18 protein-coding genes, 2 tRNA genes and 2 pseudogenes are annotated in these 26,106 nt (G+C 62.8%); 10 read left to right on the top strand and 12 right to left on the bottom strand.

Going from position 1 to position 26,106, the window contains the following annotated elements; all coding sequences use genetic code 11:
• Window positions 1-121 precede the first annotated feature (121 nt).
• The 3 genes and pseudogenes from glmS to rsmI form a co-directional block, all read right to left on the bottom strand.
• Complete coding sequence (gene glmS / locus IPL75_23225) at window positions 122-1,969, bottom strand: glutamine--fructose-6-phosphate transaminase (isomerizing) (GenBank protein MBK9243108.1); 1,848 nt, start codon at window positions 1,967-1,969, stop codon at window positions 122-124.
• Window positions 1,970-1,974: 5 nt separating this feature from the next.
• A pseudogene (gene glmU, locus IPL75_23230) lies at window positions 1,975-3,376 on the bottom strand (bifunctional UDP-N-acetylglucosamine diphosphorylase/glucosamine-1-phosphate N-acetyltransferase GlmU).
• Window positions 3,373-4,224, bottom strand: coding sequence for a 16S rRNA (cytidine(1402)-2'-O)-methyltransferase (rsmI, locus tag IPL75_23235; protein MBK9243109.1), 852 nt, complete (start codon window positions 4,222-4,224; stop codon window positions 3,373-3,375). The pseudogene glmU and the gene rsmI overlap by 4 nt, the downstream one beginning before the upstream one ends.
• A gap of 50 nt (window positions 4,225-4,274) precedes the next feature.
• Here rsmI and IPL75_23240 point away from each other — a divergent pair, with 50 nt between their 5' ends.
• Window positions 4,275-4,661 (top strand): zinc ribbon domain-containing protein, encoded by a 387-nt coding sequence (locus IPL75_23240; protein ID MBK9243110.1) that lies wholly within the window; start codon window positions 4,275-4,277, stop codon window positions 4,659-4,661.
• Between the two features lie 145 nt (window positions 4,662-4,806).
• Here IPL75_23240 and galU read toward each other — a convergent pair.
• Window positions 4,807-5,671: pseudogene (gene galU, locus IPL75_23245) on the bottom strand (UTP--glucose-1-phosphate uridylyltransferase GalU).
• 49 nt (window positions 5,672-5,720) lie between these two features.
• On the opposite strand from galU, the gene serS reads away from it, so the two are divergent.
• A complete protein-coding gene (serS, locus tag IPL75_23250) occupies window positions 5,721-7,007 on the top strand; it encodes a serine--tRNA ligase (protein MBK9243111.1) in 1,287 nt (428 codons plus the stop codon).
• Between the two features lie 437 nt (window positions 7,008-7,444).
• Window positions 7,445-8,083, top strand: coding sequence for a hypothetical protein (locus tag IPL75_23255; protein ID MBK9243112.1), 639 nt, complete (start codon window positions 7,445-7,447; stop codon window positions 8,081-8,083).
• Here IPL75_23255 and IPL75_23260 read toward each other — a convergent pair.
• Entirely contained in the window at window positions 8,059-9,375 is a 1,317-nt protein-coding gene (locus tag IPL75_23260) for a M24 family metallopeptidase (protein MBK9243113.1), read from the bottom strand. The two genes, IPL75_23255 and IPL75_23260, sit on opposite strands and share 25 nt — an antisense overlap.
• Window positions 9,376-9,503: 128 nt before the next feature.
• Between IPL75_23260 and IPL75_23265 the strand changes: the two genes are divergently transcribed.
• Entirely contained in the window at window positions 9,504-10,802 is a 1,299-nt protein-coding gene (locus IPL75_23265) for a cytochrome c (GenBank protein MBK9243114.1), read from the top strand.
• Window positions 10,803-11,326: 524 nt separating this feature from the next.
• Here the strand turns inward: IPL75_23265 and IPL75_23270 are convergent.
• A complete protein-coding gene (locus IPL75_23270; GenBank protein MBK9243115.1) occupies window positions 11,327-12,958 on the bottom strand; it encodes a PQQ-binding-like beta-propeller repeat protein in 1,632 nt (543 codons plus the stop codon).
• A gap of 51 nt (window positions 12,959-13,009) precedes the next feature.
• Here IPL75_23270 and IPL75_23275 point away from each other — a divergent pair.
• Window positions 13,010-13,099, top strand: a tRNA-Ser gene (locus tag IPL75_23275).
• 175 nt (window positions 13,100-13,274) lie between these two features.
• Here the strand turns inward: IPL75_23275 and IPL75_23280 are convergent.
• From IPL75_23280 to IPL75_23290, 3 genes are read right to left on the bottom strand one after another with little or no spacing between them, the layout of a single operon-like run.
• The gene (locus IPL75_23280) at window positions 13,275-15,302 is read right to left on the bottom strand and encodes a peptidase M13 (protein ID MBK9243116.1); all 2,028 of its coding nucleotides are present in this window, start codon (window positions 15,300-15,302) and stop codon (window positions 13,275-13,277) included.
• Window positions 15,303-15,312: 10 nt separating this feature from the next.
• Complete coding sequence (locus IPL75_23285; GenBank protein MBK9243117.1) at window positions 15,313-16,605, bottom strand: HlyC/CorC family transporter; 1,293 nt, start codon at window positions 16,603-16,605, stop codon at window positions 15,313-15,315.
• The gene (locus IPL75_23290; GenBank protein MBK9243118.1) at window positions 16,602-17,657 is read right to left on the bottom strand and encodes an HlyC/CorC family transporter; all 1,056 of its coding nucleotides are present in this window, start codon (window positions 17,655-17,657) and stop codon (window positions 16,602-16,604) included. Before IPL75_23290 ends, IPL75_23285 begins: the two co-directional genes overlap by 4 nt.
• Before the next feature lie 104 nt (window positions 17,658-17,761).
• Between IPL75_23290 and IPL75_23295 the strand changes: the two genes are divergently transcribed.
• The 5 genes from IPL75_23295 to IPL75_23315 all read left to right on the top strand — a co-directional run bounded on the left by IPL75_23295 (window position 17,762) and on the right by IPL75_23315 (window position 23,535).
• A complete protein-coding gene (locus IPL75_23295) occupies window positions 17,762-18,817 on the top strand; it encodes an esterase (GenBank protein ID MBK9243119.1) in 1,056 nt (351 codons plus the stop codon).
• A gap of 11 nt (window positions 18,818-18,828) precedes the next feature.
• On the top strand, window positions 18,829-19,695 hold the full coding sequence (locus tag IPL75_23300) for an acetoacetate decarboxylase family protein (GenBank protein MBK9243120.1): 867 nt from the start codon (window positions 18,829-18,831) through the stop codon (window positions 19,693-19,695).
• On the top strand, window positions 19,692-20,072 hold the full coding sequence (locus tag IPL75_23305; protein ID MBK9243121.1) for a patatin: 381 nt from the start codon (window positions 19,692-19,694) through the stop codon (window positions 20,070-20,072). Before IPL75_23300 ends, IPL75_23305 begins: the two co-directional genes overlap by 4 nt.
• A gap of 71 nt (window positions 20,073-20,143) precedes the next feature.
• Window positions 20,144-21,619, top strand: coding sequence for a patatin-like phospholipase family protein (locus IPL75_23310; protein MBK9243122.1), 1,476 nt, complete (start codon window positions 20,144-20,146; stop codon window positions 21,617-21,619).
• 5 nt (window positions 21,620-21,624) lie between these two features.
• Window positions 21,625-23,535: a hypothetical protein gene (locus IPL75_23315; GenBank protein ID MBK9243123.1), complete on the top strand. Its 1,911-nt coding sequence runs from the start codon at window positions 21,625-21,627 to the stop codon at window positions 23,533-23,535.
• A gap of 64 nt (window positions 23,536-23,599) precedes the next feature.
• Here the strand turns inward: IPL75_23315 and IPL75_23320 are convergent, their stop codons facing one another.
• From IPL75_23320 to IPL75_23330, 3 genes are all read right to left on the bottom strand, one after another.
• The gene (locus IPL75_23320; protein ID MBK9243124.1) at window positions 23,600-25,306 is read right to left on the bottom strand and encodes a GMC family oxidoreductase; all 1,707 of its coding nucleotides are present in this window, start codon (window positions 25,304-25,306) and stop codon (window positions 23,600-23,602) included.
• A 229-nt stretch (window positions 25,307-25,535) separates the two neighbouring features.
• A tRNA-Ser gene (locus IPL75_23325) sits at window positions 25,536-25,629 on the bottom strand.
• 41 nt (window positions 25,630-25,670) lie between these two features.
• Window positions 25,671-26,057, bottom strand: coding sequence for a metalloregulator ArsR/SmtB family transcription factor (locus tag IPL75_23330; GenBank protein ID MBK9243125.1), 387 nt, complete (start codon window positions 26,055-26,057; stop codon window positions 25,671-25,673).
• Between the last annotated feature and the right edge of the window lie 49 nt (window positions 26,058-26,106).

A 26,106-nucleotide genomic window follows, 5' to 3' on the forward strand; every position in this document is an offset into this window, starting at 1 on the left:
TACCCACACCGGTTTCGACATGCGCGTGGGCGCGAATCTCGTAGCGCGCGCTGATTCTCAAGCGCGCGGAACACCGCGGCCTTGAGGTTCAGGCCGCGCTACGTGCAGGAGGGGTGCCCACTCATTCGACAGTGACGCTTTTGGCGAGGTTTCTCGGTTGATCGACGTCGCATCCGCGCCGCACCGCGATGTGGTACGCCAGGAGCTGCAACGGCACAGTCAGCAGAATCGGCATCAAGAGCGGATCGGCGTCAGGCACCGTGAGCACCACGTCGGTCACCGGGTCGAGAATTTCATCAAACGCGCGCGCGTGTGAGACGTTGGTGACCACGATCACCTGTCCGCCCCGGGCCTTGGCTTCCTGGATGTTGCCCACCATCTTTTCGAAGACGTGGTCGTCAGGCGCCAGCGCCACAATCGGCAGGTCTTCATCAATCAGCGCGATGGGGCCGTGTTTCATCTCTCCGGCCGGATACCCTTCCGCGTGGATGTACGAAATTTCCTTGAGCTTCAGCGCGCCTTCGAGCGCGATGGGGTAGTTGATCCCCCGCCCCAGGTAGAGAAAGTCGCGTTTATGGCACAGGCGATCGGCCAGCGCCTCAATCACACCGTTGGACTTGAGCGTTTCTTCGATCTGCACCGGTAACTGGTCCAGACCCTGCAATAACTGTCGCGCGCGCTCGTCGGCAAGCAGGCCCCGCACCTGGGCAAGGTGCACCGCCAGCATCTGCAGAGCCACAAGCTGCGACGTAAACGCCTTGGTGGACGCCACGCCGATTTCAGGACCCGCGTGTGTGTAGACGGTGCCTTCCGCCTCGCGTGTCACCATGCAGCCCACGACATTGCAGATCGCGATGCTCCGCGCGCCCTTCTGTTTGGCCTCGCGAAGAGCCGCCAGCGTGTCGGCCGTCTCGCCAGACTGCGTGATGACGATGGCGAGAGTCCGGGAGTTTACGATGGGATCGCGATAGCGGTATTCGGAGCCATAGTCCACTTCCACAGGCAGGCGCGCGAGATCCTCAATCAGGAACTTGCCCACCAGCGCTGCGTGCCAGGACGTGCCGCACGCCAGCATCACCACGCGGTCGATCGTGCGGAGTGCATCGGCGTCGATGTGTATTTCGTCGAGGAAGACGCGGTTGGATTCGACTGATGCGCGGCCAAGCACCGTCTCGCGCACTGCCCATGGCTGATCGTGGATCTCCTTGAGCATGAAATGCGCGTAGCCGGCCTTTTCAGCCATCGCGGGGTCCCAGTTGATGGTCTGGGCCTCGCGCGCCACCGGGACGCCGTCAAACGTTGAGAACGCCGCGCCGGCTTTGGTCACCACCACCATCTGGAAGTCGTCGAGAAAGACCACCTGCCGCGTGTGGCTCAGGATGGCCGTGACATCCGATGCCACGAAGTATTCATCCTCGCCCAGACCAACAATCACAGGCGGGCCATTGCGCACCGCCACGATGGTGTCGGGCGCGTCGGCCGAAATCAGCACCAGCGCGAAGAGGCCCCTCAGTTGGCCCAACGCACGGCGCACAGCGGCAACGAAGCCGTCATCGCGCGTTTCCCGTTCGATCAGATGCGCCACCACCTCAGTGTCGGTTTCGGTGACGAACGTGTGGCCCTGGGCCACCAGCGAGCGCTTGAGTTCGAGGTAGTTTTCGATGATGCCGTTGTGGACCACCACGATGCGCCCGGAGCAGTCACGGTGGGGATGGGCATTCTCTTCAGTCGGCCGGCCGTGGGTGGCCCACCGCGTATGGCCGATGCCGTAGTCGCCCTGGATCGGGTGGGCGGCCAGCACGTCCTCGAGGCGAGACAGTTTTCCCGCGCTGCGACGCACTTCCATGCAGCCATCGCGCACGATGGCGACACCGGCAGAGTCGTAGCCTCGGTATTCGAGCTTACGCAGACCCTCAACGAGAATCGGCAGCGGAGGTTTCGCGCCGACGTATCCGACAATGCCGCACATGAAGGTTAGTGGCCGTCTTTCGAGACGGGGCGGCTGGCCTTGCGTTTGGTGGCCCACTCGGGCTTGACCACCTGTTTGCCGCGTGCAATGGCCAGGGCACCTGCCGGCACATCAGATGTGATCGACGACCCGGCGCCCACGTACGCGCCCTTGCCGATCGTCACCGGCGCGATGAGCTGCGAATCACTGCCGATGAAGACCTGATCTTCGATAACCGTCGTGTGTTTCTTCTCGCCATCGTAGTTGCACGTGATCGTGCCGGCGCCGATGTTCACACCTTCGCCGACGATCGCGTCACCCAGGTACGACAAATGGCTGGCCTTTGAACCTTTTCCCAGAGTCGTCTTCTTGAGCTCCACGAAGTTGCCGACACGTGCGGCAGGCCCGATGACCGACTGCGGCCTGACGTGCGCCATTGGGCCGATCTGCGCGCCCTGGCCCACTCTGGAATCAACAATCACGCTGTAATCCAGCACCACCACGTCGTCTTCCACAGCCACGTTGGTGAGCCGGCTGCCGGCATGAATGCGGCAACGCTCACCGATGGCCGTTCGACCCTCGAGACGCACGCCAGGACCCAGCACCGTATCGGCACCGACAGTGACGTCCGCATCGATGTATGTGGTGGCGGGGTCTTCCATTGTCACGCCGCCCACCATCAAGAGCCGGTTCTTTCGCTGGCGGACGATCAGTGACAAGTCGGCCAGGTCCTGCCGGCTGTTGACGCCCCGCAGCTCGTCCGCGCTGTCCAGGCACAGGCTTTCCACGCGGAGCTTCTTCTGCCGGCATGGCTACCAGGTCGGTCAGGTAGTACTCGCCCTGGGCGTTATCCGTAGCCAAATCGTTCAGGTTATTGAACAACTTCCGCAAGGACAGGGCATAGATGCCGCTGTTGAACTCCTTGATTGCCCGCTGTTCCGCCGACGCATCCCGTTCCTCGATGATTCGCTCCATGCGGCCATCGGCGCCACGCACGATGCGGCCGTACCCGTAGGGGTCAGCGAGTTCGGCCGTGAGCACCGTCATGGCGGCTTTGGTTCCGCGATGCGTCTCAAGCAACCTCAGCAGCGTTCCCGGCTCAAGGAGGGGCACATCTGCGTAAAGCAGCAGCACGTCGCCTTTCAGATCTTTCAAGATCGGTTCGGCCTGCAACAGGGCGTGTCCCGTGCCTAACTGGGGCGACTGAACCACGTACCGGAGGTTCGGGCGGTTGGCCAGCGCGGCCCTGACCAACTCGGCTCCGTGGCCGACGACCAGGGTGGTTGAGGCCGTTTCCAGATGGTCAACTGTCGCCAAAACGTGTTCGATGACTGGGCGGCCGGCCAGCGGGTGCAGCACCTTTGGCGTTTCGGATTTCATCCTCGTGCCCTTTCCGGCGGCGAGGATCACGACGTGGAGATCGGTCATTCTTCGTGATTATCGCTTGAGCGCTTGGCGAGGATCCGCCCTTTTTTGAGCAACTTCCGGACCTTCGCTGCAGGGATTTCGAAATGGCAGGCGGCGAGTTTTAAGGCGGCATCCTCGCCGAGCCCCACTAGTTTAGTTATTTGACCAATAAACTCAGCCACCGCAGCGGCATCTGGGTCTAGCTGATCAACCGATTGGCCTGGTCCAACGACCACAACGAACTCGCCCTGCTCCCTGACTCGGTCCATATTTTGCCATATGACCAATGTCTCATTCAGTTTGGTCAGCTCCCTGGCGACAATAATCTGTCGTTCGCCCACATAATCAGCCACTTCGGCCAGCGTCCTGGAGATTCGGTGCGGCGATTCGTAGAACACGGAGGTCATTGGCTCGCTGGCGAGTCTGTCGAACCACCGGTCCCGCGCCGCGCCTCCCGATGGCGGGAATCCGAGGAAGGCGAACTGGTCGGCTGGCTGGCCTGAGATGGAAAGCGCCGCTGCTACCGCACTCGCCCCAGGGATGGGCACCACCGCGATTCCCGCCGCCCTCGCTGCCGCCACCAGGTGATACCCGGGGTCGGCGATGGTCGGGGTCCCCGCGTCCGAGACCAGAGCCACCGACAGGCCAGACTGGAGTTTCTCGATGAGGTGCGGTGACTCCCGGTTTTCGTTGTGTTCGTGCAGGCTGACCAGGGGCTTCCGCACGTCGTAGTGGGCCAGCAGCTTGGAGGTCCGCCGCGTATCTTCGGCGGCGATCAGGTCCACCTCCCGAAGGGTCCGGAGGGCCCGGAACGTCAGGTCTTCGAGGTTCCCGATGGGCGTGGCGACGACATAAAGGGTGCCGGCCATGGTCTCTGCAGCAAGTGTATCTATAATCAGGGGTTGTCCGAGGAGACCAGATGCCTCTTTACGAATACCAGTGTGACGCGTGCGGCAATCGCTTTGAGCGGATCCGGAAGTTTTCCGATCCGCCATTAGAAGACCCCTGCGGGGAATGCGGCGGACACGTCACGAAGTTGATCTCCTCGCCGGCGATCCAGTTCAAGGGCAAGGGGTGGTACGTCACCGACTACGCGAAGTCCGGTTCCACGGGCGACTCAAAGACCGTGGCGGCCACGTCTGAGGCGAGTGCTGACGCGAAGTCCGACGCCAGGAAGAAGGACGCGTCGGCCGAGGGCAAATCCGACACAAAGTCAGAGACCAAAACCGAGACGAAGGCTGAGACCAAGACCGAAACAAAGACCGACGCCAAGTCCGAATCCGCCGCCAAACCGAAGGTCCCCTAACCGTCCACGACGGATCACAGGGAGGCGCTGAGACGCAGAGCACTTCCTGGTCAAACCCTCGCGCAACGTGGTTTTAGAGTTTTAGAAGATCCTTGAAGCCTCTGTGCCTCGGCGTCTCCCTGTGATCCGCCGTGGACAAGTGGCTCTACGTCATCGTCTTCAGATACTCGCGCAGCGGCCCGGCAAGGTCAGGCCGCTGCATGGCGAAGTAGACCACCGCTTTCAGGAACCCCAGCTTGTTGCCTGTGTCGTGCCGGACGCCCGTGACTTCACACGCGTACACGGGCCGGTCCTTGAGCAGGTGTTTCAGCCCGTTCGTCAGCTGGATCTCACCGCTGCGGTCTTCTCTGGTGGCGCGTAGCGCCCCGAAGATATCGGGCGTGAGGATGTAGCGGCCGATAATCGCCAGGTCCGACGGCGCCTGCTCGCGCGGCGGCTTTTCAACCATGTCCGTGACCTTGTAAACCCCGGGCCGGATGGTCTCGGCCGCGATCACGCCGTAGTTCGAGATGTCTTCCGGCCGCACCCGTTCCACCAGAATCACCGGGCCGTCCACCTCTTCGTGGACCTTGATCATTTGCGCCAACGCCGGCGGCGTCGCGTCAATCACGTCGTCGGCCAGGATGACGGCAAATGACTCGTCGCCCACCAGTGGCTCGGCCATCAGCACGGCGTGGCCCAGCCCGAGCGGCTCACCCTGCCGGACGTACGAGACATTAATCAGGTTGGAGACCTTCCTGATTTCCTCCAGGAGCTCGGTTTTGCCTCTGGCGGAAAGAAAGGCCTCGAGTTCAAAAGCGACATCGAAGTGATCCTCGATCGCACTTTTCCCCGGCCGGTCACGATGATGATGTTTTCGACGCCGGAGGCGAGCGCCTCTTCCACCCCTGCTGGATGATCGGTTTATCCACCAGCGGCAGCATTTCCTTGGGCTGCGCCTTGGTGGCCGGCAGGAAGCGGGTGCCCAGACCAGCGGCCGGGAAGACGGCTTTACGAACACTGAACGACATTGTCAGCATCGTATCGCACCGGCGCGACCGGGCGGTATAGCATGACTGGATGCTGGACCCCGCCTTTGTCCGAGACAATCAAGAGCTGGTAGCGGCTCGTTTGCGCAGCCGGGGTCTTGACCCCACCGCCGACCTTGCAGCGCTTGCCGGACTTGAGTCTGAGCGGCGTCGCCTGCTGCCTGAGGTGGAGGGGCTCAAGCGCGACCAGAACGCTTCGGGAGAGGCCGTGGCGCGCGCGAAGAAGGCTGGTGAGGATCCGAGTGCGGTATTTGCCGCCAACAAGGTACGCGGCGGCCGCATCAAGGAACTGGAATCCGAGTTGGCCACCATCGAGGCGAAGCGCGATGAGTTGTTGCTGACGATACCCAACCTGCCGCACGAAAGTGTGCCCGTGGGCGCATCGGCTGAAGACAACGTGGAAGTGCGCAAGTGGGGAACGGCGCCCACGATGGCGTTTACGCCCAAGCCGCACTGGGACCTCGGTGTCGCGCTGGGCATCCTGGATTTCGAGAGGGCCACCCGAATGTCGGGTGCGCGGTTTGCCGTCCTAATGGGCGCGGGAGCCAGGCTCGAGCGAGCGCTCATCAATTTCATGATCGACCTGCACACGGTCGAGCACGGGTATCGCGAGGTGGAGCCGCCGTTCCTGGTCAATCGCCAGGCACTGACCGGCACCGGAAACCTCCCGAAGTTTGAGCAGGACTTGTTCAAGATCGCGGGAGAGTGGGACTTGTTCCTGATTCCGACGGCCGAAGTGCCGCTCACGAACCTGCATCGCGAGGAGATTCTGGACGGGCGGTTGCTGCCGTTGAAGTACACGGCCTACACGCCGTGTTTCCGCAGCGAGGCCGGTTCGTATGGCGCCGACGTCCGCGGCCTGATTCGCCAGCATCAGTTCGACAAGGTCGAGCTTGTGAAGTTCACCACGCCCGAGCAGTCGCACGATGAGCTGGAGGCGCTCACGCGAAATGCCGAGACGGTGCTCGAGCGGCTCGGACTCTGCTATCGGCGGATGCTGCTCTGCACGGGAGACATGGGATTTGCTTCGGCGAAGACGTACGACATCGAAGTGTGGCTGCCGAGCCAGAACGCGTTCCGCGAGATCTCGTCGTGTTCCAACACCGAGAGCTTCCAGGCGCGGCGTTCCCAGATCCGCTTCCGGCCCGACGGCACGGGCAAGGCGCAACTGGCGCATACGCTGAATGGGTCCGGCCTCGCCGTGGGCCGGACGCTGATCGCGATTCTTGAGAACTACCAGCAGGCCGACGGCAGCGTGGTGGTGCCCGAGGCGCTGCGACCGTATATGCGCGGGCTTGAGGTCATTACGCCGGAGTGAAAAACATGGTGCACTCCAAGGGTTCGTGGGGACGCACGTCCCTTGGGACGTGGTTGGTGCTTGCTATATCCGCCTCCTGCGCGCCGCCTCCGACGGCGCCGCAGAATCCGGCCCCTGCAGCCGTGCCGGGGACGCTCACGTGGTCTGGCAGAGTCATCGCTCAGCACACTCAGGCACCGGTGGCTGCGGCAGTGATCGAAGCATCGCAGGGCACGCCCATCATCGGCCAAACAGACTCTGCTGGCCAGTTCACAGTCGGTTCTTTCTCCAAAGGTCTCGTTCAGTTTTCGATCAGTGCTCCTGGATTCCTCCTGCATCGGTCGAAAGTTGATCTGACAGGGAAGCCAGCCGATTTCTCAATCGAGTTGATTCCATCATCCGAGCCTTTCGACCTGGAGTTCTATCGACAATTGGCGCGGGGGAAATTTGACGGCCCGATGACTGAGACGCGCAGATGGACGATGGATCCGAGCTTCCACTTCCAGACGGTCACGGCCGATACCGGGCAGCCCGTAGCGGCGTCCGTGCTCGACAAGGTTGAAGGGATGTTTCGTGCGGCGGTGCCAGAGTTGACCGCCGGACGGTTTCGTCTCGCGACGGTGGAACGAGGGCCAAACACGCCTGGGTTTAGAGATGGCCTGGTGATGGTTCAGTTCTTCGAGAACTATTTCAATGGCACCTATGCCGGGGACTCGTTTGTCGGTGGCAACTCAGGCAGAATCCGACTACTCCTGAATCCTGAACTTGAAGCCAAGTACGGTTACATTCTGGGCTGCGGATCGATGGCCGTGCGAGCGGCAGACCATGAAATCGTTCACGCGATGGGATTCATGCACACGTCCGACACCTGGGAAGACTTCCAGTCTGGGGAAGGTTGCCCCGGCCAAGGCCGGCCTGAGCGCGTTCGTTATCACGCGGCCGTCGTGTACTCGCGACCGCCCGGTAACCTGGACATCGACACCGACCGCAGCAGTTTCTCCCACCCACTCGCCGAGCCCACCGTGCCCGCCGCGCCGGTGTCTTGCGGCCTGGGCCACTTCATTCGTTCGGACTACCGAATCACAAGCAGTCGATAGTTGGCCGCGTGGAGGAACTGGACGCCATCCTCCATGACAATGGCGCTGTCTTCGATGGGCACACGAAGTTTCTTGCCGCCCCATTCCTCAATTGGTGAATAGGCGAAGTACTCAAACGAAAACATGTGCTGACGGTGCAGCGTGAACGTCTGCTGAAACGGCTGCCACGTGGTCATTGACGGGCCGACGTCATGACCGGCATTGCCGACGGGATGAAATCCGTAGGCCACGTCTGTTTTGCTGTCGGCGTTGGGACGATTGAAGGCGATACTGCCGAACCCTCCGGCGACAAGCGCCGCATCAATCGCTTTCATCGTCTCGGTGGCGGAGCGTCCGGGTTGGAGCGCGGGTTTGACGGCGTCGCGCACCGTGATCGCTTTATCGAACGCCGCCTGGATGCTGGCGGGCGGGCGCGTCTCGCCGGGCTTGAGCACGTAAGCCACACGCTTCACATCCGTGGCCATGTTCATCAGCACCACGCCCCAGTCGATCATGATCACGTCACCCGGCTGGACGATATACGAGCTTGATGTGGCGACGATGCCTTCAGCGCCGGTGACGTAGACCGACGGCATGTCGAATGACGAGCCGAGTCCGCGCTCGAGCAGGCGGTCCTGCAGCCACCACGCGGCCTCTTCCAAGGAGGTCTTGCCCGGCGTAATCACTTCATTGGAGAGGGCGCGTTCCGCCAATTGCACGGCCAGGCCTGCCGCCTCGCCATACGCGACGATTTCACTGGCCACTCGGTGCGACCTGAAGTCGCTGACAAGTCGCTCGGCGCTGACGAGCCGCGAGGCGTAGGGTTCACCCAGCGTTGCCACCAGCGATTGATGCATCGCGTGAGACAGGCCATCGGCCGTGCCCATCTCCTGCGACATGTTCACGCCAATCCGCTTCGGGTCGCGCGCGCGCACGAACTGCAGCAGCATCGACGATGGGCCGAAGATGTCGTAGGCGCCGGACTGCTGGAGCATGTACCCCGACGGGCCAAGGGCCGCCCGCTCAATCCTCGGCGTGCCACGGTCGGTGAAGACGTAATACCCGACGCCCGTCACATATCCTCGTCCGAGGTCTTCCCACAAGGGGTCTGTGTGGTTCTCCTTTACGGCAACGATCCACATGTCGATGCCATGTGTCCGCATCGCCTTGGGCAGGATCTGTTCGAACTTGTCGAGTCGGATTTGCCGTTGCAGTTCCCACCGCCGGCGCGCCTCTTGAGCGGAGAGCGCTGAACCAGCAAGAGCCAGAATCGTGAGAAGGAGGATTGCCCGGCCAAACAGGGAAGGTCGCATGGTGGCTGGCATTCTAGAGCAGTTTCGACACCCGTCCAGCCGGGTCTAAAGACCCGGCCTCCTTTCCGGATCGGCGAACGGCTCGCCTCTTGAACCGCCGGGGCGCGTGGTAGACACTGGTGCCGGTTATGACGTGCAGATCCCTACGACTGATCGCAATCCTGACAGTTGGTGCTGCCACGTTCAGCGCCTGCGGTGGTTCGTCGTCAGGTGAACCTACGGCAGAACCGGCGCCTGCACCAACCGTGCACGTCGCCCGGGCGTTGCGCGACATCACCGTGCCGCGAACTCCGGAACGGGTGGCGCGGGGCCAATACCTGACCGAAGGCCTCCTCCAGTGTTTTGTCTGTCACTCCGAGCGAGATTGGACGAAACCTGGCGCTCCACCCATTCCCGCCACAAAGGGCGCCGGGGCGGTCTGGCCCGGCAAGCCGTGGCTGGTGGCGGCCAACCTGACGCCCGACACCGAAACCGGCATCGGCCGCTGGACCGACGACATGTTGCTGCGCGCCATTCGGGAGGGCATCGGCCACGACGGCCGCACCCTGCACCCGCAAATGTGGTACTCGTCGTTCCGCGCGCTGCCTGACGAAGACGCCGAGGCGGTTGTCGCCTATCTGCGATCGCAGAAGCCCATTCGCCGATCACTGCCACAAACAAAGATCCCGGAAGACGAGGCGAAAGATCTCGCCGTGCCCGAGCCACTGTTGGCGCCGGTGCCACTCGTGACGTCGCATGATGTGGTCCAGAAGGGCCGGCACCTCGCGCTTCTGGCCGACTGCGCCGGTTGCCACACCTCCTGGTATACCCCGAAGAACCCTGGCCTCTTCGGCGGCGGAAACCGGGTCACCCGCGGTGAGCGCGCGTCGTTCAGTTCCAACCTGACCAGTGATCCGTCAGGCCTTGCACACTACGACGAGAACATCTTCCGCGAGGTGATGCGGACCGGCCAGGCGAAGGGGCGCGACCTCAGCCCCATCATGCCGTGGACCGTGTTCAAGAATCTCAGTGACGACGACCTGAACGCACTGTTCGCGTATCTGCGTGCGGTGACGCCGGCCAAACACGTGATCGACAACATCGATGCGCCTTCCGCGTGCGCAATCTGTGGTGGCGTGCACCCTCTGGGCAAGTACAACCAGCCGCGTCAGCGGACGCTCATGACCTACCCGCTGCGCATGGTGGAAGGTGCGGTCGGCAACTACCGTTTTGACGATGGGTTCCGGCTCAGGACGGTCATTGAAGAGGGGAAGTTTCGCCTCAAGTTTCCCGATGGCAAAGGCTGTGATTTGGTCACCGAGAACCAGTTGACGTTTTACTGTGAGGGTGACATCGATCACCTGGAGTTTGTTCGCGACCGCAGCGGCGCTGTGACGCACGTGTTGAACAATCGTACCGACATCGGCATCCGCGTTGAGGGGCGCTAGGCCTGTGACCTGTCCCAATTGCCACGCCGGTATGACGTCGCTCGTGCTCGAGGGACACTACGGCCGCCCGGTGCCCATTGACTACTGCGAGGCGTGCCAGGCCTTCTGGTTTGATGGCCATGAAAGCCTGCAACTCTCGCCGGCTTCAGTTCTGCGGCTTTTCCGGATGGTGGGCGACGCAGGAGGACGCGCGCGATCGCCTCTGTCGAACATGGCCGCGTGCCCCAGGTGCCGTCAGCCGCTCGTGGCGACACACGACCAGCAGCGCCAGTCGAAATTTGAATACCGCCGATGTCCCGAGGAGCACGGTCGCCTGATCACGTTCTTCAATTTTTTGCGGGAGAAGGATTTCATCCGGCCGATGTCGGCGGCGCAGCTCGACGAACTTCGCAAGAACCTGCAAAGCGTCAACTGTTCCAACTGTGGGGCGCCTATCGATCTGGCCAGGGCCACGGTGTGTGCCCATTGCGCGTCGCCGTTGTCGATCCTGGATGTCGGGCAGGCAGAGGCGCTGGTGGCCCGGCTCAAGGGTGCGACCGAGCCGTCGGGGACCATCGATCCTGCGTTGCCGCTGAATCTCGAGCGCGCCAAACGCGATGTTGAAGCCGCGTTTGCCGCCTTCGAACGCGAACCCGGTTGGTATGGCACCGCGTCGAGTCAGGGACTGGTGAACGCGGCGATCGGCGCGTTCGTGCGCTGGCTGGGGTAGCTATCGCCGCAGGTCGAACATCGCCATCTCTTTGAGGATTGCGCACCAGCAGTCGGCCGTCAGAGAACGCCGGGTGGTTCCACGTCTTGCCGTCGAGCACGGGGAATCGTGCGAGTTCCACATGCTTCTCAGGGGTCGCACGCACCAGCGCCATGTCCCCGTCTTCGGTCAGCACGATGATGTGGCCGCTCGCCAGCGCGATCTGGCCGTATCCATAACGGCCGCCCTTCCACTTCACGTCACCGGTCTGCGCATCGAGGCACGCCAGGATGCTCTCGTCGAGCCCGTAGATGTAACCTTCGAACAGCACCGAGCTGCTGAACTGGTTCTTCATCCGGTTGTTCTTCCAGACCTCGCGCACGGCACCGCGCTCGCCGGCCATCGTCACTTCAATCACCGCCGCGCCCTTGTCATAGCCCGAAGAGACAAACACGCGGTTCCGGCCAATCACGATCGGCTGGCCTGCGTTCACGTCGTACATCGTGACCCACGGAAACTCCCAGAGCAGCGCGCCGTCGCTGGTCGCGAGTCCCATCAGGCGCGTGGCGCTGAGCACCAGGACCTGGCGCACACCATCGATGGTGACAAGCATCGGCGAGGAGTACGCCTGCCGATCGCTCAAAGCAGACCAGGCCGGCTTGCCGGTGCGATGGTCATACGCAGCCACGCTGTGATTCCTGGAACCGCCGGGTAACACAACCACGGTGTTGTCCACGATCAGCGGCGACGCGGACATGCCCCACTGCACGTTGGTTGCGCCCGCGTCGGTGAGCATGTTCGTGCGCCAGATGGTGCGGCCGGTGACGGCGTCGAGCGCGCGCAACTCGCCTTCAGCGCCCTGCGCGTACACGAACCCGTCGAAGTACGTGGGCGTGGCGCGTGGGCCGTCACCACCCATGAACTCCTTGAACTCCGCGGACCACTTGGACGTCCACTGCTCGCGGCCCGTAGCGACGTTGTATGCCGCCACCACTTCCTGGCTCCCGCGTTGCTCGATGGTGAAGGCGAGATCGACGCCGTTGACCTTCGCGGTGACGAACGACGCGTATCCGCCACCGACAGGTTGTTTCCACACCGGTGAAAGGGTGCCGTTGGGCCAGCTCGTCAGAATCGGACGCGCGGTGTAGTGGCCGTCGCGAGCCGGGCCTCGGAAGTCGGACCAATCGGGGATCGCCGCCGTTGCCACAGTGACCGGCGACTCGACAGCAGCGATGTCAGGCGCGACCGGCGCCACGGCCTCCGCCGGCGTGGTTGGCGCCTGAGCGCCGCGATGACGTTCAATCACTTCTGCCTGCGCCTGTGCAGGCGTCACAAATGCCAGCCGTGGTGAGCCTCCACCGTAGACCACCACACGAAGCCCGAAGAACTGGTACAGAACGGCGCCAGTGACGCCGACCCCCGCGGCCGCTATGCCTACGGCCCGCAGGACCTTCATGAGTTTTGACATCAGCCCCGAGCGTACTACGGGAAAACCTGTGGGCTACACTTGTAGGAGCGCGGAGGGATGGCCGAGTGGTTTAAGGCGGCGGTCTTGAAAACCGTTGTGCGGGAAACCGTACCGGGGGTTCGAATCCCTCTCCCTCCGCCAGCCTTCGCCAAACGCTCGCTTCGCTCGCGGCTACGTGTCCCTACGGCTGGGCTACGCCCGTCTCACTCCACGCGGATTCTCAGACGGTGCGAAGGCTGTCCCGCCGAAGCTGCTCGCGACTTGTCCGCCGTAGCCAGGAGCGTAGCGACTGTCAGGCGAAGGCGGACCGATTCACCTACCAGATCCTGACGCGCCTGGCCGGCTCTCTGAAGAGCTTGTCTCCGGCCTTCACGCCGAACGCCTCGTAGAAGCCCGCGATGTTGCCGAGCGGGGCGTTTGCGCGGAACTCGGCCGGCGCGTGTGGGTCGGCCATCACCTGCTGGCGCAGGTACTGCTCGCGCGCCTTCAGCCGCCAGGCCTGCGCCCAGCCCAGGAACACGCGCTGGTCGCCCGTGAAGCCGTCAAGCACAGGCGACGCATTTCCCTTGAGCGAAAGCTTCCACGCCTTGTAGGCAATCGACAGCCCGCCCAGGTCTCCGATGTTTTCGCCGAGCGTCAGTTCACCGTTCACCATCAGGCCCGGTGCCGGGCTGAGCACGTTGAACTGCTCGACCAGAAGCTTGGTGCGTTTCTGGAATTCCGCTTCGTCGGCTGGTGTCCACCAGTCGCGCAGGGCGCCCGTGCCGTCAAAGCGCCGGCCCTGGTCGTCAAACCCATGCCCGATCTCGTGGCCAATCACCGCGCCAATCGCTCCGTAATTCACCGCATCGTCTGCGCCGAAGTCAAAAAACGGCGCCTGCAGGATGGCGGCGGGAAACACGATCTCGTTTTTGACCGGGTTGTAGTACGCGTTGACCGTCTGCGGAGACATCAGCCATTCCTGATGGTCCACGGGACGTCCCAGCTTGCCCACCTGGTACTTGTGCTCCACCTGGGCGGCGCGCTCCATGTTGCCGAGCAGGTCGTCGGCGGCGATGCTGAGTGACGAGTAGTCGCGCCATTGATTCGGATAGCCGATCTTCGCCTTGAACTTCGAGAGCTTCTCGAGCGCTTCCTTCTTTGTCGCGGGCGTCATCCAGTCGAGTTCACCGATGGATTGGCGATAAGCCTCGATCAGGTTGGCAATCATCACCTCCATGCGCGCCTTGGCCGTGGCGGGGAAGTGCTTCGCGACATAGAGTTGGCCCAACGCTTCGCCCATCGACCCATTCACTGCCTGCACGCCGCGCTTCCACCGCTGCCGCTGCTCCTGCTGGCCGCTCAGCGCCTTGCCGAAGAACTCAAACCGCGCATCAACAAACGGCTGGCTCAGATACGGACCCGCCGTGGTGATGTACTGCGCCGCGAGCCAGGCTTTCCAGGTGGCCATCGGCACGGTCGGCACCATCGCGGCGAAGCCTTTGAAGAACGACGGCTGGCCGATCACCACCTCGGGCGTCTTGTCGATGCCCTGAGCCGTGGCCCAGCCAATCCAGTCGAACCCAGGCATGTCCACCGGCAACTTCGACATGTCGACCTTGTTGTAGGTCTTGACCGCGTCACGGCTCTCAACCTGCGTCCACTGGATCTTCGCGAAGTCTGTTTCGAGCGCCATGACGGCTTTCGCCGCCTCTGCCGCGTCAGCACGACCCGCCAGCGTGAAGATCTTCTCGAGATACGCCACGTACTTGCCGCGAATCTCCACGAACTGCGGTTCGTTCAGCAGGTAGTAGTCGCGGTCGGGCAAGGTCGTGCCGCCCTGGCCCAGATACAGCGCCACTTTCGTGGGGTCGCCCGCGTCCGCATCGATAAACCCACCGACCGGGCCGGGCACACCGACGATTGAAAGCTCCCCAATCACTCGCGCCAATTCGGCCGGCGTAGTGATTCCATCAATCCGCGTCAATGTGGGCTTGAGTGGCTCGGCGCCAAGGCGGTTGATGCGCGCTTCGTTCGTGAAGCTCACATAGAGGTCGCCCACCTGCTGGGCCACACTGCCAGGTTTACGATTCGGATTCCCTGACAACTCTTCTATCAGTGCGTACAGATCCGCTTCGGCCTTGTCGGTGAGATGAATAAACGTCCCGGTGACCGGACGGTCGGCGGGAATCTCCGTGTTCTTCAGCCACGTGCCGTTCACGAACCGGAACAGGTCGTCCTGAGGGCGCACGCTCTTGTCGAACGCGGTCAGGTCCAGGCCCGACTTGAGTGCGGGTTGCTGCGCAGTCACAACCGAGGCGGCACATGCCAGCCCCGCGACAATCAGAATTCGGCGGATATCCATACGGGGGATCTTATCCGACGTACCGCGCCTGCACCTCGCGAGCGCCGTGGCCGGTCACTGCCAATACCGTGAACTCGAAATGGTCATATTCGACCACGTCGCCCACCACGGGCGGGCGATCGAGCAGGGCCATGACCAGCCCGCTGACACTGTCCACCTCGTCGTGCTGCAGCTCCATGTTGAAGTGTTGACCGAGCTCGTCCAGGCGGAGCGTGCCGGACACCTTCACTCGTCCATCAGGGAGCGCCACGAGCCGCGGCGCCTGCGGTGTTCCCTCGTCGAGTTCGCCCACCACCTCTTCGGCCAGGTCTTCCAGGCTCAACACACCGGCCGTGCCACCGTGTTCATCAATGACCACGGCCATATGTGCGCGCGCGCGCTCCATGGTGGTCAAGACCGCGTCGAGCGTCGCTGTCTCCGGGACCACCGGGAGCGGCCGGACGTCGGCGGCGGCGATCCGCTCGTTCGTGATGAGGCGCCGCAACAAATCCTTCACGTGGAGCATGCCGACGATGTGATCGAGATCGCCTTCGTAGACGGGGTAGCGGGTGTGGCGGTGCGCCAGCAGCAACCGGCGCAAGTCATCCGATGATGCGCCGACGGGAATGCCCACCACGCGCACGCGCGGCACCATGGCTTCGCCCGCAGTGAGGTCTCCGAACTCGAAGAGTTCGCGCACCAACCGGCCCGACTCAGATCGCAAGGCGCCGCCCGCCTCGCTCTCTTCCACGATGAGCTGCAATTCTTCGGGCGAGTAGGACTCTTCGTGTGTATCCAGTTGCCGGCGAATGCCGACCAGGCGAAGGCACAACGCGCCGATCCCATCGAGGCCAACCACGATCGGATACAGGGCAAAGAGCAACACTCGCATCGGCCAGAACACCGCACGCGCCGTGGCTTCGGCGCGGCTCAGGGCCAGCGCCTTCGGAATCATCTCGCCCAGAAAGATATGCAGGTACGTCAGTGCGGTGATGGCCACAAGGCTCGCCGCCGTGTGGGCCGTGATGAAACTGGCGTCTCCCACCAGATGTTCGAGCCTGGGTTCAAGCCACACGGCGAGTGTGTGCTCGCCGTACATACCCAGGCCCAGGCTGGCCACACTGATGCCGAACTGCGCCGTGGCGATAAAGCGGTCGCGTTGACGTGGCGACGACAGCAGTGCCAGCAACCGCACCGAGAGACCTTCGCCCGCACTCGCGCGATTCTCCACAGCGGTGCGCGGTACCGCCACAATCGCAAACTCGGCCGCCACGAACAGGGCGTTCGCCAGCAGGAGCAGTGTGACAATCAGGATGACGGTCACCCGCGCACCTCGTCGACGCGCACCGCGCCAGTGACAAGAAACGCGCCGATCACATCCTGAATCGTGAGCAAACCGATCGCGGTATTCGATGCGTCGGTGACCACCGCCTGATGCACGCGCTTGTCGCGCAGCAGGGCAATCACGCGGTCGGCCGGCAGGTCGTGCGCCACCCGGACGACGGGCCGCACGAGCCGTTCGAGCGGCGATCCCACGCCGTCGATCACGTACTGGTAGACGAGATCCTTCACGCGCAGCGTACCGATGATCTGGTCCGGCGTCCCGCGATAAACAGGGATGCGACTGAAGGGACTGGCGGCCACCACACGCACCAGATCCGTCCACGGTGTGTCCACGGGCAGCATTGTCAGTTTGGGCAGCGGCACCATCAAGTCGCGGGCGGTACGCAGGCCCAGCCGCAACGCCCGTCGCAGCCGCTTGTGTTCGTCGGGCTCCAGCAGGCCACCGTCGCGGCTCTCCACAATCAGGAGTTCGATCTCGTCGGGCGAGTGGATGTGACGATGGGGAGAGGCTTCGACGCCAAAGAGCCGAAGGACCCCCGTTGCCGAGCCGTTGAGCAGGCCGATAAACGGCCGGAAGGCCGCCAGAGACCAGCGCATCGGCAGGACGGTGGCCAGCGCCACCTGCGTGGGGAACTGCAGCGCCAGAGATTTGGGAATCAGCTCGCCGAGCACGACCTGTGCCGCCGTAAGGACCACAAGAACGCTGATTGCGGCCGAGGACACCGACGTCTTGGGATCGAGAGTAAACCAGTCGGCCAGATGCGGGGCGAGCCAGACCGCCACCGTGGCCTGGGCATATGCGCCGAGGATCAGGCTCGAAAGGGTGATGCCAATCTGCGAGACCGCGACATACCGATCGAGCTTGGCCGGCTCGTTGATGAAGGGCATCAGGCGGCGGGCAAACCAATTGCCGTCCTCACTCAACCGCTTCACCCGGCTGCGCCGGACGCCGACCGCGCCGAACTCGGCGGCCACGTACAGGGCGTTAATCAGGATCAGGACGAAGATGACCGCCCAGACGGTCAGGGACATGCGGACCTAGTGTATCTGGAAGGTGTGGCCTTGCGGGGGTCTCTGTCAGTTTGGTAGGCTGGCGCCCTCCAGTTGTCTTGACGGCCACGAGAAAGCGGGCAGCCATTTCTTTTCCTGATGCGGCGAGCCGGTCTGCTCTCACCGAACGCGTTGTCCCCTTCAGCGCGGGCGACGGACTTGTGTGCAATCTCATCAATGTCCGCGGCCAGACCGCGCCACACCGGGGACCGGTGATTCTGGTGCACGGGGCAGGGGTTCGCGCCAACATCTTTCGGGCGCCCGTGGAGACCACCCTCGTGGACGCGCTGGTGGCGCACGGGTACGACGTGTGGCTTGAAAACTGGCGCGCGAGCATCGACCTTCCCCCCACCGACTGGACGCTTGATCAAGCCGCGGTGTGTGACCACCCAAAGGCCGTCGAAACCATCGTCCGTGAAACGGGCAGCGCGCAGGTGAAGGCCGTGATTCATTGCCAGGGGTCCACCAGTTTCATGATGTCGGCCGTGGCCGGCCTTCTGCCCCAGGTCAGCACCATTGTCACCAACGCCGTGTCGTTGCATCCGGTGGTGCCCGGCTTGTCGCGACTGAAGTTGCTCGCGGCTGTGCCGCTGGTGGGCCTGATGACAGACCACCTGAATCCACAGTGGGGCCTGCACGCCCCGACCACAGCGGCGCGCCTGGTGTCGGCAGTGGTCAGGCTCACACATCACGAGTGCGACAACGCGGTGTGCAAACAGGTGAGCTTCACGTACGGATCGGGCTTTCCGGCATTGTGGCGTCACGAAAACCTGAACGACCAGACACACGAGTGGCTCAAGCAGGAATTTGCACGCGTCCCGATGACGTTCTTCCGCCAGATCACGAAGTGTGTGGGCAAGGGCCACCTGGTGTCAGTGGAGCGACGGCCGGAACTGCCCGAGAGTTTTGTGGCTGAGCCGCCAAAGACAGGCGCCCGCATCGCGTTTTTCGCGGGCGCGAAGAATCGGTGCTTTCTTCCCGAGAGCCAGCAACGCACGTTTGAGTACTTCGTCGGCCACGGCAAGAGTGAATACTCGATGCACCTGCTGCCAACCTACGGGCACCTTGATGTCTTCATGGGGAAAGACGCGGCGCGCGAAGTGTTTCCGACGATGCTTGAGGAGTTGGATAAAGAGAATTGAGAGGCTGACCTGTGGGGAAACCAAAGAGACTCGCGAACCACAACGGCCGCTATTCGCTGGTGGACGGCATCCCGTTTCACCTGCCCGTGAACTGCGACAAGTCGCCGGCGCTGATTGCCGTCTTCCCGATCAATGCCGACAAGGCCAGGGCGCTGATGCCGGGGAACGAGTTGCATCCATTCCGGCTGTGGAACAAGGCGCTGCTCGTGATCAGCGTGATGGACTACCGCATCACGGACATCGGCAAGTACATCGAGTTCAGCATCGCCATCGCGTGTACGCACGGGAGCCGCCCCGCGCCGCCGTTACTACCCGCGCTGGCGATGAAGTACTTTCGCACTGGCCAGTACGTCCTCGACCTGCCCGTGAGCAGCGAAGTGTCGGTGAAGGGCGGCAAGGGCATCTGGGGCATGCCGAAACACCAGGCCAACCTCAACTACATCATCGGCGACCGCACGGTGAGCAGCCAGTACGACAAAGACGGCCAGTTCTGCATGCGGATAGAAATCGACCGGCCGGCAAAGGCCTCGATGAACTTCAGTCTGGGCGCCGACAACTATTGCCAGTTCCGCGGGATGTTGATGAAGTCGTCGATCTACTTCAAAGGCAAGGTTGGCTTCAACTTGTTCAAGAAGGCGTCGGCGCGGTTGACGATCGGCGACCATCCCCGGATGCGTGTGCTTAAAGATCTTGAGATCGAGCCCAACCCCATCGTCACGGCGTTTATCCCCGAGGCGAACGGCGTGCTCGACGACCATTTTGAGTCGTGGTTCCTCTCGTACCCGGAAATGCCGGCGTCGCCGCCGGAAGGCCTTGAGAGTGTGGCCACTCTGGGCCGCGGCGAAGACTGGTTGCCTCCGCCGAAGGAGTGGTCATGAACGGCACACTCAGGCTGATGGTTGCGGCGATTGGCGTCATCACCATCGTCAGCGGCGCGGGGCAGGTGGTGGCGCCGGGCTTTGTCCTCGGCCAACTTGCCGTTGAGACCAATCCTGCGAGCCTGCACTTCTTCGCCATTGTCGGCATGTTCATGGTGCTGTTTGGTGGACTGCTGTTGAACGCGATGTACAGCGTGCGCAGGCAGCCGGTGGCGTTGTTCTGGGCCGGCCTGCAGAAGTTCGGAGCGTCGGCCGCCGTTGGGATCGGCGTGATGAACGGAGTGTTCTCACCGCTGGCGGGGCTGGTGGCAGGCTTCGATCTGCTGTCCGGCGCTCTCATCCTGGCCTATTGGCGCGCCGTCAAGGAACAGCAGTGACCCTCGTCTACGGCAGTGAGCCCGAGGGTTACCGCGGGCCCCGACGGTCGTTGATCCTCGCCGGGGGCGGGATGCGTGTGTCGTACCAGGCCGGCGTCGTGCGGGCGCTGGTTGAGGCTGGCCTGTGTTTCGCGCATGCCGACGGCACGTCGGGAGGCACGATGAACCTGGCGATGCTGTTCTCGGGCCTGTCGCCTGAAGAAATGTGCGAGCGATGGCGAAATCTCAACGCGAAAGACTTCGCGTCACTGGTTCCGCTGCACAAGTACCTGAACGCCGCGAACATGATGGCGATGGGTGATGCCGACGGCATTGTGTCCAAAGTGTTTCCGGGCCTCGGCATTGATGTGTCGCGTATCAATGCAGCCACGAGCATGGCCGGCACCTTCAACGTGTGCAACTTCACACGCAAGACCAACGAAGCCATTCCGCACGAGGTGGTGGACCTGCCGTTGCTGGTTGCAGGTATCTCGCTTCCGGTTGCGATGCCACCAGTGGAGAAGGACGGCACGCTTTACCTGGATTCTGTGTGGATCAAAGACGCGAACCTGCTTGAGGCCGTCAGGCGCGGCAGTGATGAGTTGTGGCTCGTGTGGTGCATCGGGAACACGGCCGACTACAAACCCGGTCTGTTGAATCAGTACGTCCACATGATTGAGTTGAGCGCGAATGGCGGCCTGTTCGCCGAGTTCGACCGCATCAACGACATCAACCAACGAATTGCGCGTGGAGAAGTGGTGGACGGCCGCACGCGTCCGATCACGCTGCACGTGATCAAACCCGAGTATCCGCTGCCGCTCGACCCGGATTATTACTTCGGCCGGATCGACGCCGCCACTCTGCTTGCGCTAGGTTACCGTGACGCGCACCGGTATCTTGCGTCCATGACACCCGGGGGAGTCCCCTTTGAACCTGAGGCCACGTCGATGAAAACAACCAGTGTCGGTATCAGTTTCCGCGAAGCGATGAGCGGACCATTTTCCCTGGACGCGACCGAGCCACATGCGGGCGTGGACAAGGGCAAGGCTGCTGGAACGGTGTTGACGATGAATGCGGCGATCCTGATTCGCGATCTCGATGAGTTTGTCGAACACCCCGAACATGCGGGTGAACTTGTTGGATCGGTGACGTTCGGACCGCTCGGTGCAAACCTGCCGGCCAAGAATGGGAAGTTCAATTTATTCTCGCCCGCGGGCGAGCCCGAGCTGAAGTTGATGATCTATGAGATGGCGTTTCTGGCCAACGGCGTGGACTACTACCTGGCCGGCAAAAAAGAGGTGCGCGACGATCGGGGCCTCGACCTGTGGGCCGACACCACGACGTTGTTAACGCGCCTGCACAAGGGAACGGATGCGAGTGGTCCGGTGGTTGGCGCCGGCGTGCTTCGCCTGGGCGCTGTTGATCTCGTGAAGCTGCTATCGACGGTCACGGTGCCGGGTGCGCAGTCGATCGGCGAGCGCGCGGCTGCGGTCAGCAAGTTCGGCCGGTTCTTCCTGGGCGAACTGTGGGACACGTATGCCCACCACGTGGCACCGAGCCAGGAGTAGCCGCGGTGGACACGAAGGGCGATCCCGAGGCACCAGTTCGTGTGGGGCTGGACCCTCAGCCGATGGTGGACTGGTTTTCGCCCACCGAGTTGATGCGGGCGGGCGTGAAGGCGGTGCTGGCCGCCACGTTCGGAAACTACGCCGACAAACGTGAAGTGCAGGCCGCGCTTTTCCCCGGCCCGGCCACACTCGCCTGGGATGGCGCCGAAGCCAAGGAAATCTGGTTCGACTATGCGGCCGATATGGGCGACGGCTTCAATCCGACGTACGCAGTCGCGTGGTTGATGGCGCAGCCATCGCTCAAGGTGCACGTGTCTGGGAAAGACGGCGCGGCAGCGTCAGTCACGCTTCCGACGGGGCGATTCGTGGTGCTGGGCGGAGACCAGGTGTATCCGCTGGCCACACGCGACGAGTACCGGAAGCGAATGGTTGATCCGTACGCCATGGCGTACCAAACGAGCCAGGGTGGTGCGCCACCTGCCGAGCCACCGCGGTTGTTTGTGGTGCCGGGGAACCATGACTGGTATGACGGCCTGACGTCGTTTATCCGGCTGTTCTGCCAGGGTCGCAGCCTCGGTCCGCTCCAGACCTGCCAGCAACGCAGTTACTTCGCGGTGCGCCTGCCGCACGACTGGTGGATCTGGGGCGTGGACATCCAGCTTGAGGCCGACCTGGACGAGCCGCAGAAGAAGTTCTTTGCCGAGATCCTTGAGACGATGAAGAAGGCGTCTGAGGGAAGAACGCCGCGGGTGATTCTGTGCACCGGTCAGCCGAGTTGGGTGCATTGCGGCAATGGACCGGAGCGCCGGGACGGTATGAGGCCCGCACCTGCAAACTTCCTTACGCTCTCTTACCTTGAGCGCCTGATCCGGGACGGTGGCGCGCAGGTGGCGGTGGCGATGTCCGGCGATCTTCATCACTACGCGCACTACGCTCCCGAGGATCCGGCCGATCCGCACCGTATTACGGCCGGGGGTGGTGGCGCATATTTTTATCCCACTCACCATCTTCCTGAGAGCCTCGACGCGCCCAGGCCCAAGCCCGGTGCGGCGTGGGTCCGAAAGAAGACAGCCGAAAAAACCAGCGAGGCGTACACACGCGCGAACGTCTATCCGTCGCCTGAAAAATCTCGCGACCTCGGCAAATGGGTGCTCAGACTTCCCTTCAACAACTGGAAGTTCGCGCTGTTCCTGAGCACCCTGTACCTGCTGTTCACGTGGATCCTCCAGAGCGCCAGCAAGACCGCGAACAGCCCATTCGAGTTTATGAAGGAGGGTGCCACCGGAGCGCTCGCCGCAGCCGTTACCGACCCCAACGCGTCATTGATGGGGGTATTGTCAGTGCTCGGCGTCAGTCAAATTTGCGATGCCGCTCGCGCGTGCTGGCACGTGATGCGACACAGTCCCTCCAGTGTTTCCATCGCCCTCCTGGTCGTGCTGGCCTTGTGGAAATACCGGGCGGCCGATCGGGCCGCCGGGCAGGCATGGGGCGGCCTTCACGGCGTCCTCCATGTGCTTCTGAGCCTGGGTTTGATCTGGATCTTCTCGGTGGTCAACCTGAACCCTGGCTGGCTTGAGCTCAACATCGACGGCCCCATTCAGGTCGTGCTTTTCAGCCTGGAGATGTTCATCGCGGGCGGGCTCGCCGGCGGCACCCTGTTTGCGCTCTATCTGCTCTTGTCCGCGCGCCTGACGGGTGTGCACATGAACGACGCGTACTCATCGCAGAGCATCCAGGACTTCAAGAACTTCGTGCGGTTCCACGTCAGGCCCGATGGCGGGCTCGAGATCTTCCCGATCGCCGTACCGGTGGTGCCCCGAGACGACGGATGGACGGTGAAGAACGGCACCGGCCTCGCGCCCGCCGCCGACATCCGCGCCGAACTGATCGGGGCAGCGCCGATCCGGATCGACTGAAAACGACCTCTGAGGTAATTACGGTCGCAACTGATCCGTAATTACCTCAGAGGTCGTTTTCAACTCACAGATCCGCGTCAGGCGTGATGCCCGTGATGCCCTCGGCGGCCATCTCCGCGAGCGCCGAGATCGTGGCGGTCGGGTTGGCACCCACTGCGGTGGGAATGATCGCGCCGTCGATGACATACAGGCCTTGGTACCCGAACACCTGACCGAGCGTGGCCGGGTCTGCGCTCGTCACGCCGGTTGACGCGCTGACGCCCAGAGCGCAGCCGCCGAGGACGTGGACGGTCACGTTCTGCCGCGCCGGCCACCACCAGGTGGGTGTGGATATGAAGGCGCCGCCGACTTTGTCTTTGAACTGTTTGCCCGCCGCCACGATGCCGTCGTAGAGCGAACGGTTGTCGCTGACCGGCCACTGCACGTCGAGGTGGCCGTCCTTGCCAAGCGTCATCACGCCATTGGCTTTGTCGAGCCCCATGCACAGGAGCACTGACGTGTTTTGAGACAGGTCGCCAGACAACATTTCGCTGAAGGCCACGCCCACGCTGCCAGAGGTCCAGCCCGTGGCCCATCCCCAGAGGCGTTTGATCGCGCGTCGAACCGAGCCAAATTTGAGGAACCCGGGTTTGATGCCTTCCGTGAACCACGCCGTGAAGGCGGGATACGACGCATCCTCCATGATGAATGAGTGTCCAGGCGTCGGATTTGTGAACAGTCCGTAATCAATGCGCTGGGTGATCACCGGGCCGTAGTTTGGATTGACTTCGCGCTTTCCGTTGATGACAAACGACAGGAAGTCGCCGTTCCCTGAGAATCGCTGACCGAGTCTGGCGCTGACCTTCGGAAGTGTCTTGTGGACGTCTCGGCATTGGAACAGCAACTCGGTGGAGCCGAGTGCGCCGGCAGAGATCACCACACGTTTGGCGAGCAGTGAACCCGAAGTGCGGCTGCCCGGGCGCAGGTCGTCGTAATACACGCGGTACCCGTGCGAGCCATCGGCAGTCGGGTCGTCGGTGTGGCTGGCGTTGACAGGCACGATCCTCTCGACCAGATGCTCGGTCAGCATCTGGGCGCCGTATCGATGTTCCGCCGCGTACAGATAGTTCAGATCGAGCGTGTTCTTGGATTGGGTGTTGCAGCCGATGTCACACTCGGCGCAGTACACGCACGACGTCTGCACAGCGCCATAGCGGTTCTTGTCCTGGTGCCCAATGTCCAGCGGGTTGTTGAAGTCCTTCCCGAAGAAGACATTGATGTCCACCAGTTCCGACTTCTTGCCCATCTCTTTTGCGACCGCGCCAAACAACTCGGTTCTGGTGACCGCGCGCCGGGGGTCCTGATTGCGTGGAATCGGTCGGGCGCCAAGCACCTCCTTCGCGACCCGGTAGTACGGGTCAAGCTTCGGCTTCTTGACACTTGCCGGCCACCGCTCGTCGAAGACGCCCTCGGGTGGTTCCATGTAGACGTTGGCGTAGATCAGCGACCCACCGCCAAGGCCGGCACAGATCACGGCGTCGATTCCCTTGTAGTTGCGCAGGTCGAACAGGCCGTGCGTCTCTTCGTCTGACACACCGACGCCGGCCTTCCGTTGTTCCTTCGGGACGTTCCAGAAGTTCCTGGCGAAGTCATGCGGCGTCCGCGGGTACGACCCCATCGGATACCGTTTGCCGCGTTCGAGTACGACAACAGCCCCCGGCCATTTCTTGGCCAACCGGCAGGCGCTGATGGCGCCGCCAAAACCGCTGCCAATGATGGCCGCTTCCTTCATCTCGGACATCGCTGCCTCCCGTTGGTGTGGACCGCGAGGCGACGATGTTACACCGAGGGTGAATCGGTAATCTGGAATCTGGAAGCGGCAATCGGGTGATGGCCCACCTTCGCCAATCAGTCGCTACGCTCCTGGCTTCGGCGGGGCAACCTTCGCATGCGCTCACGAGCGCAGCTGCGATTGGCAAAGCCAACCGTAGCTGCGAGCGGAGCGAGCGTTTAGCGAAGGTTGGCGGTGAGGCAGGGATTCGAACCCTGGGTACAGGTTTAAGCCCGTACAACGGTTTAGCAAACCGCCGCTTTCGGCCACTCAGCCACCTCACCGGCGTGCGGGACGAAAGAAGAGGATACCGTACTCGAAGGCCTCAGGGCTTGCAGCAGTTGGTGGCGGCGTCGCTCAGGACCCGCAGGGGGATCGACACCAGTCGGCTCAGCTTCTTCCTGTCGGAGCCGGCGGCCGGCGCCGAGCCGATCGCTTCGAGCGCGGCCTTCAGAACCTTGGCCGACGCCGGATCGGCGGGCATTTCCAACCGATAGTGCATCCAGAGCCCGTCGCGGCGGGCGGCCGCCAGGCCCGACTTACGCAAGTACGCCAGGTGCCTCGACACGGCCGGCTGCGGCAGGTTCAACGCGCCATGAATATTGCAGACGCACACCTCGCCGGCCGACAGCAGGCCAAGAATCCTCAACCGCGTGTCGTCGGCCAAGGCGCGAAACAGCTGCTCCAGGGCCGGTAGTTCGGGGGTCGCCATATTCGCCTTGACGAATATATCATGGTCCACTATATTCGCATCAGCAGAT

This window comes from Acidobacteriota bacterium (genome assembly GCA_016716905.1).
GTDB lineage: Bacteria > Acidobacteriota > Vicinamibacteria > Vicinamibacterales > SCN-69-37 > SYFT01.